Here is a 13,867-nt window from a genome sequence, read left to right as displayed (position 1 = left end):
GGCAGCACCAAGCTAAGGAGACGCATGATCAGGACGGACATCGCCCCCGGTATCCACTACGTCGAGCACGCTCGGACCAATGTGTACCTGGTGGAGGACGACGACGGCGTGCTGCTGGTGGACACGGGCCTTCCGCGGTCCAAGGCCCTGATGCTGCAGGCCCTGTCCCGCATCGGCAGGTCGGTGAAGGACCTCCGGGGAGTCATCCTGACGCACGGGCACTTCGACCATGTCGGCACCGCGGAGCACCTGCGGACCCGGTACGGAATCCCGGTGTACTGCCACCCGGACGACGCATCCATCGCCGCCCACCCCTACAGCTACCAGCGCGAACGCTCCCCGTTCCTCTACCCGTTGCGGTACCCTCGCGCCATCCCCGGTCTGGTGAGGATGACTGCGGCGGGTGCCGTGGAGGTCAAGGGAGTCCGCGACACCCTGCCACTCACGCCGGAGGCCGCTGCAGCCCTGCCGGGGGCGCCGATCCTCGTTCCGACCCCCGGGCACACCAAGGGCCACTGCGGCCTGCACTTCCCGGACCGCGACGCCGTCATCAGCGGGGATGCGCTCGTCACCCTTGACCCTTACACGGGTCATCCCGGCCCCCAGGTGGTGGCCCGCGCGGCGACCGCCGACACCGCGACCGCCCTCAGGTCCCTGGACGCTCTTCGCTCGACCCGAGCGCGGGTGGTCCTGCCCGGGCACGGATTCCCCTGGCGAGCCGGAGTGGACTCTGCCGTGTCGCAGGCGCTGGAGGTCGGCGGCCACTAGGCCGCCGCTGAAGCCCTCGCAGGACACGCCCTGTCGCCGTGTCCGTACCGCTCGCACGGCACAGCACGTGCGTTCCTGTGAGGCGATACGCTGGGCGCATGGGCTGGTTGAAGCGTCACACGATCATGGGGTTCGCACGCGGCACGGTGAAACGTGCAGCCATCACACTGTTCTCGGCACAGGCCGTGGTCATCGCGGGATTGGTGGGCGTGGATGCGTACCAGAAGCTCCAGCGCACCAAGCGGGAGGGCTTTCCCCAGCCGGGCACCTTCCACACGACGATCGCCCATACGGAGACCACGGTCTACACCTACGGCGAGGACCTCTTCGACGCCATGATCGAGGCGATCGACAAGGCCGAGTTCCAGGTCCTGCTGGAAACCTATATCTGGAAGGGCGACGAGGTGGGCGCCCGGTTCCGTGACGCCGTGAACCGGGCGGCCGAACGGGGAGTGAAGGTCTTCGTCATCTACGACGGCTTCGCGAACCTCGTGGTGAATCCGTTCTTCTACAATTTCCATCCGCTCGTGAACGCCTACCGCTTCCCCGTCCTGCGTCCGTCGATCGTCTTCACCAACATCCGCGGAACCGGCTTCGACCACCGGAAGGTGCTCGTGGTGGACGACAAAGTGGGCTTCGTGGGCGGTTACAACCTGGGATCGGTCTATGCGACCAAGTGGCGAGACACCCACCTGGAGCTTCGCGGTCCGTCCGTCTGGGAACTCCGCGAGGCCTTCGTCAATTTCTGGAACCTCCGGGCGATCCCGCGCCGACCGCAACTACCGGATCTCAGCGCGGACTTCTGGGAACCCAGGATCCGTGCGGTCAACAACATTCCCGCCCTTCTGGTATTTCCCATCCGCGGCATCTACCTCGATGCCATCAACCGGGCACAGAAGCACATCTACATCACGACGGCCTACTTCATCCCCGACCAGCAGATCCTGGACGCGCTCCTCCGGGCGAGCCGCCGCGGCGTCGACGTCCGGGTGATCCTCCCGGAGGAGTCGAACCACGTGGTGTCGGACTGGCTGTCCCGCGGGTTCTACTCGTCGCTGATCAGCGCGGGCGTGCAGATCCTGCTGTACCAGAACTCCATGATCCACGCGAAGACCGCCACTATCGATGGCGAGTGGAGCACCGTGGGCACGGCCAACATCGACCGGCTCAGCCTCACCGGAAACTACGAGATCAACCTCGAGATCTTCGACCGCGACCTCGCCGCCACGATGGAAGAGATCTTCGCGGTCGATTCCTCGAACAGCCGGGTGCTGACCCAGGAGGAGTGGTCGAGCCGCCCGGTCGTTGCGCGGGTCAGCGAACTCATCCTCGCTCCGCTGCGTCCGTTCCTGTGACCCGGCACGGAGCGGGGACTGCTCCGGTCCGGGTCAGTGCCAGGCCTCAGCGCCCGGCAGCATAGCCCTGCGCTCCCCGCGGGTTCGCCGCGGCGGACAGCACGCCGGTCTCATGGTCCTTGGCGACGGCGGAGAGCCGACCGAGTGACCAGTCCCCTGCCCGCGTGACCACATGCCCCCGGCGTTCGAGGTCGTCGATGACGTCTTCGCCCAGCCGGTCCTCGACGACGGCGCCGCCCGGTTCCCACGTCCGCGGCCAGAAGGATCCGGGGATGGACGTCGTGTGCAGGGAGGGGGCGTCGATGGCCTGTTGCGGCGTGTACCCCCCGACTATCGTGCGGAGGATGTAGAGCAGTTGCCACTGATCCTGCTGATCGCCGCCCGGCGAACCCAGTGCGACGACAGGCTTGCCGTCCTTCAGGATCAGTGTCGGCGTGAGCGTGGTGCGTGGCCTCCTGCCCGCCTGGAGTGTGGACGGACCGCCCTCCTCGAGCCAGGTCATCTGCAGCCGGGAGCCGAGGCAGAACCCGAGCTCCGGGATGGTCGGCGAGGACTGCAGCCAGCCACCGCTCGGGGTGGCGGACACCATGTTGCCCGCCGAGTCCACCACGTCGATGTGGCAGGTGTCGCCGCGTGTCTCCCCGCTGCGCGAGACAGTCGGTTCGCCGACCCCGGCGAAGCCGCTGCTGCCGGCGAGGGCCGGGGGCGTGTAGTCGGTGCGCAGCGGAGGGGTGAAGGGCGTGAGGCCCGGCACCGTCCCGGGCCTGAACTCGAGCGACGCGTGATCACCGATCAGTGATCGGCGCTCGGCCGCATACCCCGGCGAGAGCAGGTAGTCCATGGGAACCTCGGCGTCGCCGTAGTAGGCCTCGCGGTCCGCGGTGGCGAGCTTCTGCGCCTCGAGGATGGTGTGCGCGCCGATCGCCGTGGACGGGTCGAGGCGTTCGTCGTCGAACCCGTCGAGGATGGCGAGGGTCTGCAGCAGCGCCGGACCCTGGCCCCACGGGCCCGTCTTGGCGATGACGTGGCCTCGGAACTCGAAGGTGGTCGCCTCCTCGTAGCCCGCCTCGAAGCCTGCGAAGTCCTCGACGGTGATGACGCCGGCGTGGTCGAGCCCGGAGGAGTGCCGGTGCGGTGTCCGCACGAAGTCGGCGGAGGCCTGCGCCACGAGTCCGGTCCGCCATTCGAGCCGGGCAGCGTCGATGCGCTCGCTCCGGGTGGCTCCGTCCGCCGCCGCGCTGACGAGGGACCCGAGGACACGGGCGTAGGCCTCGTTCCGGATGACCTCACCCTCGCGCGGCGCCCTGCCCTCGGGCATCCAGAGCGCGGCCGACGTCGGCCAGTGCTCGGTGAAGAGGTCCGCGACGGCGGCGATGGTGGCTCCGACGCGGCCGACGACGGGGTGTCCGTCGCGGGCGTACCCGATCGCGAACGCCAGCACGTCCCCGAGTTCCCAGGTGCCATGGTCGCGCAGCAGGACCAGCCAGGCGTCGACTGCAGCAGGTACGGCGGCGGCCAGGGCGCCCGCACCCGGGACGAGTTCGAGGCCCTCCGCGAGGTAGTGCTCGCGCGTCGCCGCGGCGGGAGCAGGCCCCTGCCCCATGAGGACGACCGGCCTGCCCGGCGCCCCGGCCGTCGCGAAGACCCCGGTCATGTCTCCACCGGGACCATTGAGGTGAGGTTCGACGACGTGCAGGACGAACGCCCCGGCGACGGCGGCGTCGAAGGCGTTCCCGCCGCGCTCGAGGACCGCCTGGGCGGACGCGGTGGCGAGCCAGTGCGTCGATGCGCTCATCCCGAAGGTGCCCTGCAAAGTAGGCCGCGTGGTGAAGGAAGGGGGAGGTGTGTACGTCATCGGATCACTTTCGGCTGTCCTGGCGGGCGGGCTGCACGGCTCTGTACGACGATAGGCTCTGTATACAGTCGTTTCAAGGTCGTTGCCAAAGGAAATCATCGTGAAGAAGAACCGGGTGGCGACGGATCGCCTTCATCTGTGGCTCATGCTCGTCCTGACGTTCTCCACGGGAGTGATCGACGCCGTCGGCTACCTCGGCCTCGACCGCGTCTTCACGGGCAACATGACGGGCAACGTGGTACTGCTCGGCATGGCCTTCGCGGGCGGCGCCGACCTGCCGATACTCCGGCCCGCCCTCGCCCTCGTCTTCTTCATGGTCGGTGCAGCTCTTGCGGGCCGGGTGCTCCGGAAGGGACCTGAGGGCTGGTCCGGCCGCACGTCCAGCGCCCTGCTCACGGTGACGATCGGGCTGACAGCCCTGGCGGTCTTCGTCGCGGTGGTGGACGTACACGCCGACGAGGCGCTGGGCAGCATCACGACGTCGGTGCTCGCAGCGATGATGGGCATCCAGGCCGCCACCGCGAAGCGCCTGAAGGTCGCCGAGATCACCACCGTCGTCGTCACCTCCACCATCACCGGCCTCGCGTCCGACTCCCGCCTCGCGGGTGGAAGGAGCCCGTTCTGGGCCCGGCGCTCCTCCGCGATCGCGCTCATCATGGCCGGCGCCGTCGTGGGCGCACTGACGCTGAAGGTGGACCTCTGGCTCGGCGTCGCCGTCTCCGCGGCGCTTTCCGCCGTCGTCACCCTGCTCGGACACCTCCGTCACCGGCGGGACCGCGAGGAACGTGTCGCAGAAGACGCCAAGGAATCCGCACTACGGTAGAGCCATGGAACAGGTTGACCGGCAGTTCGAATTCCACCGCCTCGCCCGATCGTGGCCGCGCTACCGCTGGTGGAGACCACTCCTGACCGCGTTGCTGGGGATGGCCTTCTACCTGGCCTTCACCGTCGTCCTGCTGCTCGTCGGAATCATCGCGGCACTCGCCACGTCTGCCGATCTCGAGCAGTACATGGAGGCCGCGGCGACGATCGACCTCAGCAACCCGGTGATCTTCGCCTTCACCCTGATCTCGCTGATCCTCATGATTCCCGCGCTCGCGCTCGCCACACTGATCGTGGGACCGAAACCCATCGGCCTGCTGTCCTCGGTTGCCGGGCGCATCCGCTGGGGCTGGCTCTCCGTCTGCACGCTGGTTGCGACAGCTGTGTTCCTGGTGAGCCTCGCCGTCTCGACCGTGATCGGTTTCTTCTTCCCTGAGGAGGCGGTCCCGCTTCCCGCACAGCCGGACACCTCGACCCTGCTGATCATGCTCGCCCTGTCCATCCTCGCCGTGCCGTTCCAGGCCGCGGCCGAGGAATACGTGTTCCGCGGCTTCCTGATGCAGGCCATCGGCAGCTGGTTGCGGCACCCCGCCTTCGCGATCCTGCTGCCCGTGCCGCTCTTCGTCCTCGGACACGGTTACGATCCGCTCGGCCAGACGGACGTCGCGATCTTCGCGATCTTCGCGGGGTGGATCAGCTGGCGCACGGGCGGGCTCGAAGCGGCGATCGCGGTCCACGCCATCAACAACATGACCATCTTCGTCCTCGGCGCCTTCGGGCTGGTGGACGTCAATTCGACCGAAGGCTCGGTCAGCGGACTCATCATCTCCGGAGCGACCATGGCGGTGACCGCTGTCGTCATCATCCGCCTCGCGAACCGCAGGGGCATCGGCCGGACCCGGACGGTGTCCCCTGAACCCCCGCAGGCCGGTTACCCCTTCCCTGCCGCCCCGTTCCCCGGAGGTGCTGTTCCGCCGGCGGTCGCCTCTGGGCCGGGCGCCCCGGGGCCGGTCGCTTTCTCCGGCCCCTGGGCGACCGCACAGGGCCCCCGGATCCAGGACCAGCAGCAGGCCGGGCAGCCACTGGCCGGCCCCTACGAGCCATCGCAGTACGACCGCTCCCACGCACCGGGCCCCGGAGCTCCACCGGTACCCGTGATCCCCCGGACCCTGCCCGCCCAGGAACAGCCGGCGGAGCACGGTTCGACGGCCGCGCCCCCGGCGCCTTCGTCGTCGGATGGCAGGGACTACAGGGCCGACCGGCACCCTTCCGGGCCTGCTCACCCTGCCGGCCCTGGCTATCCTCCCGGCACGCCGCATCCCGCCGGTCCGGGCCACCCCGGCTCCGACCCGTCCACGAATGGTCCTGCCGACGGCCAGGAGGACCAGCCGCGCGGTTAGTGACGAGTGACCGTGCGGCGTCGACCAGCCGTCGCAGGGCGTCGCACCGGCGCCGTCGACCGCGCTCATTCCAACACCGACGCCGTGAGCAGCGCCCGCCGGCTCACCCCTCGATGCGCAGGCCCATGCTCTCGGCCAGGAACGGAGCCAGGAGCTGCAGCTGGTGCTCGTCGATCGTGGCGCCGCGCAGCCCGTCGAGCCCGCTGATGCTGCGGAAGCTGCTAGTCCGCAGGTCGGCGTCCTTGAGCTGGGCGCCGTCGAGCGTGAGGGCGCCGATGGTGCAGTCCTGCAGCGCGACGCGCGTCGCCCGCACGCCCGTGAGGTCCAGTTCCCCGATGATGCAGCCGCTGACGAGGACGTCGGTCAGGTGGGAACTGCGGAGATTGACGTAGTCGAGCTTTCCGCCGTCGAGATGGACGCCGTCGAATCGGCTGTCGTACAACTCCGCCGATCCCCAGCGGGTGCTGCGCAGGGACGTCTCGCGCCAGCTGCTCCGGGGCGCGCGGAGCACCGGAGCGAAGAGGTCCTGGATGGCGCACTCGATGAAGCGTGCGCCACGCAGTTCCGTGTCGTTGAGCGATACGCCCTCCAGCACGCACTCCTGCAGCGTGATGCCTGCCAGGTCCTCGCCGTCCAGTCTGAGCCGTCCGTAGTGCTCACCCTCGCGATGGTCGCCGTCCAGCAGGCCCGGCTCCTCGACGCGCGTGACCCCCTGCGGTGCCCTGAGGGAGAGGCGAGGAGCATTCGTGGCGCTACGCCTGGTTCTCGGTGGCATTCCGTCGTCCGATCGTCGTCCCGGCTACACCTCCTGCAGCCGCTCCCATCCAACCATCCAGCGGTGTCACAACCATTCACCCGGAACGATCGATCCCCTACAGTGGATCAACCCCGTCTCCGGACGCCGCCACCAGCCATCGGCCGGCGCCGGAACAGCACGGGCCACCGAAGGAGGACGACTCGCGATGCCGACACCGGACAGGACAGCAGACACGACGAGCGGACAGGACGCCTCGCTCCTGAGGGTGCTCGGCAATTGGGACGCGCTCGCCCTCGGTTTCGGCGCGATGATCGGTTTCGGGTGGGTGGTGCTCACGGGCGGGTGGATCGCCTCGGCGGGTACCGGAGGCGCCGTGCTGGCCATGGTCACGGGCGGTGTCATCATGGGGGTCGTCGGTCTGACCTACGCCGAGCTCACGGCCGCCATGCCCAAGGCGGGCGGCGAACACAACTTCCTCCTCAGGGGCATGGGACCCCGCTGGTCCTTCGTCGGTTCCTGGGCGATCACCGGGGGCTACGTCACGATCGTCGCCTTCGAGGCCGTGGCCCTCCCCAGGACCGCCGAGTACATCTTCCCGAACCTCAGCCACATACCGCTCTGGACGGTCGCAGGCGATCAGGTGCACCTGACCTGGGCGCTCGTGGGCGCAGTCGCAGCAGTCGTCATCACCCTGGTCAACATCCGCGGCGTCAAGATCGCCGGCGCCGCGCAGACCTTCGTCGTCGTCTTCCTGCTCGTCATCGGGCTCGTCCTCGTCCTCGGCAGCGTCACCGGCGGGTCGGTGTCCAACATGCAGCCGTTCCTCACGGGTGGCTCAGCGGGCTTCTTCGCCGTCCTGGTCGTGGTGCCGTTCCTTTTCGTCGGCTTCGACGTGATTCCGCAGTCCGCGGAGGAGGTGAACATCCCGGCCCGGCAGATCGGCAGGCTCGTCGTCGTCGCCGTCATCCTCGCGACCATCTGGTACGTGATGACGATCCTGACGACGTCGTCGGCGATGCCCGCCGGCGAACTCGCCACTGCGGACATCGCTACCGCAGATGCCATGGGCACCATGTTCGGGTCCGACATCATGGCGAAGGTCCTGATCGCGGGCGGGATCGCGGGCATCCTCACCTCCTGGAACTCCCTGCTCCTCGGTGCGTCCCGACTCATGTACTCGATGTCGCGCTCGGGGATGCTCCCGCGCTGGTTCGGGGTGCTGCACCCGCGGTACCGGACTCCGGTCAACGCCCTCATCTTCATCGGCGCGCTCTCCTTCGCGGCGCCGTTCTTCGGCACGCAGATGCTCGGCTGGCTCGTCGATTCCGGCGCACCGAGCATCGTCCTCGCCTACATCCTCGTGTCCCTCGTCTTCGTCATCCTGCGCCGGCGGGAACCGGCGATGGAGCGTCCGCTGCGCATCGGCGGAGCGGGGAACGGCGGAACCGTGATCGGCTGGATCGCCGTCGTCCTCTGCGTGGGCCTGCTGAGCCTGTACCTCCCCGGTATGCCGGCAGCGCTCACGCCTCCACCGTGGATACTCTTCGGCCTGTGGTGGGTGCTCGGGATCGTCTTCCTGCTCCGGATCCCGCGCGGCATCGCGCCGGGGCACGACGCCGAGGAGCGGCTCCTCGCCGAGCTGTCCGATCGCCGCTGACGCACGTCCGTTCACGACCGGAGCCGTGCTTTACTGGGGTCATTCGTCAGTCCAGGGGGAGGAAGACCGATGAGCGGCGACCGGGTGCAGGACACGTACGATCCGCGCTTCGACGGCATCTACCAGCGTGGCGGGAGCACAGCGGCGGCGTCACCAGCGCCACCGCCCCCTCCCCTGCCGTACGCGCCCGAGACTCCGCCGACCCCGTCCGCTCCGGCGGTGATCCGCGAAGTCGGCGACGGCGCCGTGCCTCCACCGCAGGCAGGAGCGAGGAATCCCTATGACGTGTGGTTGTGGATCGTCGCCGGAGTCTCCCTGGCGCTCGGGGTGTACTTCCTGTGGGCGCCGGCGCTCCACGAGCAGGCCTACATGGAGAACGTCATCTCCGTGGGACCTGCGAGCACGAGTTACCAGGGGCCGCCGTGGTTCAGCTACACGGTGGCAGCAGGCCCGCCGCTGATCTTCCTCGGCGGCGCTGCGGCCGTGGGGCAGCTCGCCCTCCTGTCGCTGCGCCGCACCCGGCAGACCTCCTAGTCGGCGCGCAGGGCGTCGCCCTCGGCACCGCTGGGAGAGGCACGTTCGGCAGAGGCACTCTCGGGAGAGGCACGAGCCCGACAGCGGAGTGCCTGCCCGTAGGGTGGACAGCATGGAATCGCCGATCGAAAGCTACCTGAGGACCATCCACCGGGAGATCTCCGACCTCAGGGCCGGAAAGCCGTACAGCACCATCCCCGCCATGGCGAACGTCGATCCCGACAACTTCGGCATCTGCCTCACCACGGTGGACGGCTACATGTACGAGGTCGGCGACACACGGGAGGAATTCACGATCCAGTCGATCTCGAAGCCCTTCACCTACGGGCTGGCACTGGCGGACCTGGGCATGGAGGCCGTCGACGCGAAGGTGGACGTCGAGCCCTCCGGTGATTCGTTCAACGAGATCTCGCTCGCGCCTGGCAGCGGACGGCCGTCGAACGCGATGATCAACGCGGGCGCGCTGACCGCGACATCGCTCGTCCAGTCGCGGCGCGGCAACTCACGCTTCAAGCGCATCCTGACCACGTACTCCCAGTTCGCGGGCCGGCAACTGGGCGTGGACGAGCAGATCTTCCGCTCCGAACTGGAGCACGGCCACCGCAACCGCGCCCTCGCCTACCTCCTGCGGTCCTTCGACATCATCGAGGACGATCCGACGCCGGTCATCGAGGACTATTTCCGCCAGTGCTCCGTCATGGTCAACTGCATCGACCTGTCCATCATGGCGGCGACGCTCGCCAACTCCGGCCGGAACCCCCTGACCGGCGTGGAGGCCATGGATTTGCTAGCGGTGGAGAGGGTCCTGTCCGTGATGACCACGTGCGGGATGTACGACGACGCAGGCTCCTGGATCAGCACCGTGGGCATGCCCGCCAAGAGCGGAGTGGGCGGCGGCACGATCGCCGTCCTGCCCGGCCAGGTAGGCCTCGCCGTCTATTCGCCGCCACTCGACGAGCACGGCAGCAGCGTGCGCGGCATGGCCACGAGCCAGCGGCTGTCGCGCGACATGGAACTCCACTTCGTCCGGGCGGCACGCGCCGGCCGCTCGGCGATCAGGGCGACCTACGACATCACGGCCGCGCCGTCCGGCATCCGCAGGACCGACGAGGCCATGGACGTGCTCCGCGACCACGGGCACCGCGCGATGGTCATCGAACTCAACGGCGACCTCCTCTTCGCCGGCACCGAATCGATGGTGCGCGAACTCAGCGGGCTGGACGACGACGTCGATTTCGTGATCCTCGACATGCGGCGCGTCGACGAGGTCGCGGATGTCTCCCTCCGCCTGCTCGGCGAGGTGCGGGAGAACCTCTCGAAGGTGGACCGCGACCTGGTGCTCATCGACGGCGAGGGCACCCTTGCGGAGACGTTCAAGGAGGTCGACCGGCCCGTTCCCACCTTCGACACCCGCACCGCCGCCGTTGAATGGTGCGAGAACGAACTCATCACCCGGTACGGCGCCGACCTCCTCCTCCCATCGCAAGTGGAGGTGGCGCAGTGCCCTGCGCTGGCACCCCTCACGGACGACGACGTCGAGGCCCTGACCGCCCGCATGGAGGATCGCACCTACGAGAAGGGACACGTGGTGCGACGCGTCGGGCAACCGTTCGGCGGGGTGTACTTCATCCTCTCGGGGAAGATCGTCACATCGGTTCCCGGGCCCACCGGCGAGCGCCTCAAGCTGACCACCCTGAGTGCAGGCATGACCTTCGGGGAACTCGCGCTCGGCAGCGACGACCGGCAGGAGACCACGGTCAAGGCGTTGGAGGACGTCCATGTGATGGTGCTGACCGCGCAGGCCATCCGGACGCTCGAGAAGGAGGATCCGCGGCTCGCCGTCGAACTGTGGAAGGCGCTGACGCGGGACGCCTACACGCGGGTGGACCTGTACCTGCGGGAGACGGCCGTGCGGATCCGCGACTAGCGCGCGGCGTCGGCCTCGGCCGCCGCCTTGAGGTTCCGCAGCGTCCGGCGGATGTTGCCGCGCTGGAACGCAGCGAAGGTCGTTCCGCCGGTGGCGACGTAGTCGAAGGCCCGGGCGACGCCGTCCGCCCAGGGGCGATCGTCCGTCCACGACTCCGTCACGAGGGTCCCGCCCTCGTGCTCCGCGAAGGTGTATCGCCAGGTTGCGATGCGCGCGGGAAGCAGGTGCCTCGTGCCTCCGATGGCATGCACGCGGAAGGCGAACTCGCGGCCGGGATACGCCGCCGTCACGGTGCAGCGTGTCGTCCACCTGACGCGACCGCGTCTGTTGGCGCCGTCGAAGACCGCTCCGACGGACACGCCCCCGCCCCGGGCGAGCACCCCTCCCCTGTTCTCCGGGCTCCACTCGCCCATTCTCGTGATGTCACTGACCATGGCGTAGAGCACCTGCGGCGGGCGTCCGATCACCACGCTGTCCGAGACCGCCCTCACGCGTTCCATGGTCCCCCTCACCGTCGTCCGCGCTTCCCTGCATCGGGTTCCGCCGCGGGCCAGTCTACGGCCGCCGGCCCGGGGACGCCGCGCACCTAGACTTGCGACGGGTGGGCCGCCGGAACAGGCGGCCGGGGGAAGGACGGATGGACGATGACGGTGCTCATAGCGGGCTGCGGCGATCTCGGAACCGAGGTGGGCCTTCGACTCGCCGCACGCGGCGAGCGCGTCGTCGGGTGGCGCCGATCGGCGGACCGGTTGCCGGACGCCATCGAAGGAGTGTCCGCCGACCTGACCCGGGCGCTGCCGCCGATCCCCAGGGACACTGACGTCGTCGTTGTCGCTACCGCCGCCGCGGATCGCAGCGAAGCGGCATACCGGAGCGCGTACGTCGATGCCACGCGCAACGTCCTGGACGCCCTGGAACGCGACGGGGTCCGCCCCCGCCGTCTTCTCTTCGTGTCCTCCACGGCGGTGTACGGGGATTTCGACGGGGGCTGGGTCACCGAGCAGTCACCGGCGGAGAGCGCCGCCCCGACGGCGCGGCTCATCCGCGAGGCCGAGCAGCTGCTCCTCGGCCGCTCCGACCGCGCGATCGTCCTCCGGCTCTCGGGGATCTACGGCCCGGGACGCACTCGACTGATCGATCAGGTCACCGGCGGGACAGCCGTCCTTCCCACCGAACCGCAGTGGACGAACCGCATCCATCGCGACGACGCCGCGGGCGCGATCGTCCACCTGGTCATGGACGTCGACGACCCGGCGCCGATCTATCTCGGCAGCGACCGGCTACCCGTGGACCTCGGCGAGGTGCTGCAGTTCCTCGCGCGCGAGCTCGACCTGCCCGAACCGCCGCGCGGTGGGACGGCGTCGACCCGCGGCGGCGCGCGCCGCGTGGACAGCAGCCTGCTGCGATCCACGGGGTTCTCCTTCGCGTACCCGACCTACCGCGAGGGCTACCGGGCGGTTCTCGCCGGGCAGGGAGTCAGGCACCCGTAGGGGGAACCGCCGCCGGCACGCGGGCGTTCGCCGTCAGGCGAGCCAGCCGCACGAGTGACCAGAGGAAGATGCTGATGACGAGCAGGTTGCGGAGGGTCAGCAGGACGGCGACAGCGGGGTTGAGCTCGTAGCGCAGCGCGTCATAGAAGACCGGGTACACCAGGGTGGTCAGGCCCGCCGTCGCGAGCATCGCGAGCGCGGGGTAGCGCCAATCACGCGCACGGTCGAGCACGAGTCCGCCGGCGATCACCGCCGCGATCCACAGCATGAACTGCGGCGAGCCGACCTTGTTGAAGACCACGAGGGTACAGACGAGGGCCAGTGACCCGGTCGCAAGCAGGGCATGGGCCTCAGCGCCGCGATGGAGGGCGATGGCCAGGAAGGCGGCGACCAGGACGACGGTCAGGGCGAGCAGCGGTGTCATCAGGTTCCCGACCACGCCACTGAGCGCACCGCGGACCTCCATGGTGTTGATCACCTCGTCCTCGAAGAAGTAGGCACCCGAGGTTCCGGTGATCGCCTGCCACACTCCCGGCGTGCTGAGCGGAGCCTCGAGCTGCATGCCGCGGGCGCCCTGGGCGCTTAGGAACCCGGTGAGGTTGCGGACGTCACCGAAGGCCGCGACCACGGCGGCACATGCAGCGGTGACCGCGAGACCGGCGCCGAGGATCCGGAGCCTGCCGGAGCGCACGACGACGAGCGATGCGAGCACGACGGCGGCGGGCCACACCTTCATCCAGGTCGCGGCACTGAGCACGAGGGACGCGACGAATGGGCGGGCAGCGACGATGAGCAGTGCCGCCAGGACAAGCGGCGCCGTCAGTCCGTCGATCCTGCCGACGGCGACCGGACCGAGCAGCGCGCTGGCGGCGAGCCACCAGTAGGCGGCAGTGAACGACGACGGGGTCCCTCGCCGGAGGAGGACGGCCGTGCCGACGGCGTTGAGTCCGGCGAAGAGTGCGAACCAGGCGAGCTGGTACAGGGACGGACCGAGGACCGCGGCGACGACCATCGGCGCAAGAGCCCCAACGGGGTACACCCATGCGGTGTCGATGCCCTGCCAGACGCCGCCGTCCAGGGCGAGGTAGGCCCACTCGCGGTAGAAACGGATGTCGCTGAGCACTCCGCCGCCGATGATGAAGGGCAGCAGCCGAGCGAGGAAGCCGGCGTGAATGAGGGCGAAGAACAACCAGACCGGACGCGCACTGTCGAGGGTCTCCGGACGGGGCAGGCGGATGCGCACGGAAGGCTCCTGGTAGGCGGGTGACGGCAGCCGCAAGTCTCTCACCCGCGCGATGGCCC

Annotated in this window: 12 protein-coding genes; 8 read left to right on the top strand and 4 right to left on the bottom strand. The window is 69.1% G+C overall.

Annotated features, from left to right (window positions below; all coding sequences use genetic code 11):
• Nucleotides 1–24 precede the first annotated feature (24 nt).
• Complete coding sequence (locus CXQ96_RS14010; protein ID WP_104118635.1) at nucleotides 25–768, top strand: MBL fold metallo-hydrolase; 744 nt, start codon at nucleotides 25–27, stop codon at nucleotides 766–768.
• Nucleotides 769–866: 98 nt separating this feature from the next.
• Nucleotides 867–2,123, top strand: a complete 1,257-nt coding sequence (locus tag CXQ96_RS14005) for a phosphatidylserine/phosphatidylglycerophosphate/cardiolipin synthase family protein (RefSeq protein WP_104118634.1) — start codon at nucleotides 867–869, stop codon at nucleotides 2,121–2,123.
• A 46-nt stretch (nucleotides 2,124–2,169) separates the two neighbouring features.
• Here the strand turns inward: CXQ96_RS14005 and CXQ96_RS14000 are convergent, their stop codons facing one another.
• Nucleotides 2,170–3,978, bottom strand: coding sequence for a gamma-glutamyltransferase family protein (locus CXQ96_RS14000; protein WP_104118633.1), 1,809 nt, complete (start codon nucleotides 3,976–3,978; stop codon nucleotides 2,170–2,172).
• A 100-nt stretch (nucleotides 3,979–4,078) separates the two neighbouring features.
• Here CXQ96_RS14000 and CXQ96_RS13995 point away from each other — a divergent pair, with 100 nt between their 5' ends.
• Both CXQ96_RS13995 and CXQ96_RS13990 read left to right on the top strand, forming a co-directional pair.
• Nucleotides 4,079–4,801 carry a YoaK family protein gene (locus CXQ96_RS13995; RefSeq protein ID WP_104118632.1) on the top strand — a complete coding sequence of 241 codons (723 nt, stop codon included), beginning with the start codon at nucleotides 4,079–4,081 and terminating at the stop codon, nucleotides 4,799–4,801.
• 4 nt (nucleotides 4,802–4,805) lie between these two features.
• On the top strand, nucleotides 4,806–6,200 hold the full coding sequence (locus CXQ96_RS13990) for a CPBP family intramembrane glutamic endopeptidase (RefSeq protein WP_104118631.1): 1,395 nt from the start codon (nucleotides 4,806–4,808) through the stop codon (nucleotides 6,198–6,200).
• A 103-nt stretch (nucleotides 6,201–6,303) separates the two neighbouring features.
• On the opposite strand, the gene CXQ96_RS13985 is transcribed toward CXQ96_RS13990, so the two are convergent.
• Entirely contained in the window at nucleotides 6,304–6,975 is a 672-nt protein-coding gene (locus tag CXQ96_RS13985) for a pentapeptide repeat-containing protein (protein WP_104118630.1), read from the bottom strand.
• Nucleotides 6,976–7,162: 187 nt separating this feature from the next.
• On the opposite strand from CXQ96_RS13985, the gene CXQ96_RS13980 reads away from it, so the two are divergent.
• From CXQ96_RS13980 to glsA, 3 genes are all read left to right on the top strand, one after another.
• Nucleotides 7,163–8,614, top strand: coding sequence for an APC family permease (locus tag CXQ96_RS13980; RefSeq protein ID WP_104118629.1), 1,452 nt, complete (start codon nucleotides 7,163–7,165; stop codon nucleotides 8,612–8,614).
• Between the two features lie 69 nt (nucleotides 8,615–8,683).
• Nucleotides 8,684–9,148: a hypothetical protein gene (locus CXQ96_RS13975; protein WP_104118628.1), complete on the top strand. Its 465-nt coding sequence runs from the start codon at nucleotides 8,684–8,686 to the stop codon at nucleotides 9,146–9,148.
• A gap of 112 nt (nucleotides 9,149–9,260) precedes the next feature.
• On the top strand, nucleotides 9,261–11,075 hold the full coding sequence (gene glsA, locus CXQ96_RS13970; protein ID WP_104118627.1) for a glutaminase A: 1,815 nt from the start codon (nucleotides 9,261–9,263) through the stop codon (nucleotides 11,073–11,075).
• Here glsA and CXQ96_RS13965 read toward each other — a convergent pair.
• A complete protein-coding gene (locus tag CXQ96_RS13965) occupies nucleotides 11,072–11,575 on the bottom strand; it encodes an SRPBCC family protein (protein ID WP_104118626.1) in 504 nt (167 codons plus the stop codon). The genes glsA and CXQ96_RS13965 overlap by 4 nt on opposite strands.
• A gap of 144 nt (nucleotides 11,576–11,719) precedes the next feature.
• On the opposite strand from CXQ96_RS13965, the gene CXQ96_RS13960 reads away from it, so the two are divergent.
• Nucleotides 11,720–12,565 (top strand): NAD-dependent epimerase/dehydratase family protein, encoded by an 846-nt coding sequence (locus tag CXQ96_RS13960; RefSeq protein ID WP_104118625.1) that lies wholly within the window; start codon nucleotides 11,720–11,722, stop codon nucleotides 12,563–12,565.
• Here CXQ96_RS13960 and CXQ96_RS13955 read toward each other — a convergent pair.
• Nucleotides 12,552–13,808, bottom strand: coding sequence for a glycosyltransferase 87 family protein (locus CXQ96_RS13955; RefSeq protein WP_104118624.1), 1,257 nt, complete (start codon nucleotides 13,806–13,808; stop codon nucleotides 12,552–12,554). The genes CXQ96_RS13960 and CXQ96_RS13955 overlap by 14 nt on opposite strands.
• Between the last annotated feature and the right edge of the window lie 59 nt (nucleotides 13,809–13,867).

The organism is Arthrobacter sp. B1805, from assembly GCF_002929745.1.
Lineage (GTDB): Bacteria > Actinomycetota > Actinomycetes > Actinomycetales > Micrococcaceae > Arthrobacter_D.
The sequence above is the reverse complement of the archived record's forward strand: the minus strand, read 5'-3'. Positions and strand labels throughout refer to the sequence as shown.

Coding starts and splice junctions, on each gene's coding strand:
- CXQ96_RS14010 (WP_104118635.1), top strand. CDS start 25: ATGATCAGGACGGACATCGCCCCCGGTATCCACTACGTCGAGCACGCT.
- CXQ96_RS14005 (WP_104118634.1), top strand. CDS start 867: ATGGGCTGGTTGAAGCGTCACACGATCATGGGGTTCGCACGCGGCACG.
- CXQ96_RS14000 (WP_104118633.1), bottom strand. CDS start 3,978: ATGACGTACACACCTCCCCCTTCCTTCACCACGCGGCCTACTTTGCAG.
- CXQ96_RS13990 (WP_104118631.1), top strand. CDS start 4,806: ATGGAACAGGTTGACCGGCAGTTCGAATTCCACCGCCTCGCCCGATCG.
- CXQ96_RS13985 (WP_104118630.1), bottom strand. CDS start 6,975: ATGCCACCGAGAACCAGGCGTAGCGCCACGAATGCTCCTCGCCTCTCC.
- CXQ96_RS13980 (WP_104118629.1), top strand. CDS start 7,163: ATGCCGACACCGGACAGGACAGCAGACACGACGAGCGGACAGGACGCC.
- CXQ96_RS13975 (WP_104118628.1), top strand. CDS start 8,684: ATGAGCGGCGACCGGGTGCAGGACACGTACGATCCGCGCTTCGACGGC.
- glsA (WP_104118627.1), top strand. CDS start 9,261: ATGGAATCGCCGATCGAAAGCTACCTGAGGACCATCCACCGGGAGATC.
- CXQ96_RS13965 (WP_104118626.1), bottom strand. CDS start 11,575: ATGGAACGCGTGAGGGCGGTCTCGGACAGCGTGGTGATCGGACGCCCG.
- CXQ96_RS13960 (WP_104118625.1), top strand. CDS start 11,720: ATGACGGTGCTCATAGCGGGCTGCGGCGATCTCGGAACCGAGGTGGGC.